At 69.8% G+C, this 265-nt stretch carries 1 pseudogene; it reads left to right on the forward strand.

Features of this window, described 5'->3' with window-relative positions:
• Nucleotides 1–116, forward strand: a pseudogene (locus tag KVT39_RS38315) (cupin domain-containing protein); the annotation flags it as partial.
• Nucleotides 117–265 lie beyond the last annotated feature (149 nt).

The raw sequence follows: 265 nt of genomic DNA on the forward strand, positions 1-265 counted from the left end.
TCGCCGATGACGAATGCTGGATCGTCCTGATCGAACCCGTTCAGACGAAGCATACCGGCGACGCCGAGTCACCGCTGACACGGACGAACGACGAGCAGTTGGGTGGGGTGCGCTGAGTTCATCTGTCGGCGTGGAGCGAGCCCTCCCAGGCCGCCCTGCCGTTGCCGAACCAGCGCCGAAACCCCGATACCCGCGATACGGCAGGCCGGAGCCGCCGTGCTGCCTGCGCCCTGCTCGCGCGCCGGTGCTGCGCGCCGCCCCCACG

Origin of the sequence: Burkholderia sp. GbtcB21, assembly GCF_019091065.1 — a bacterium.
Classification (GTDB): Bacteria; Pseudomonadota; Gammaproteobacteria; order Burkholderiales; family Burkholderiaceae; genus Burkholderia; species Burkholderia pyrrocinia_C.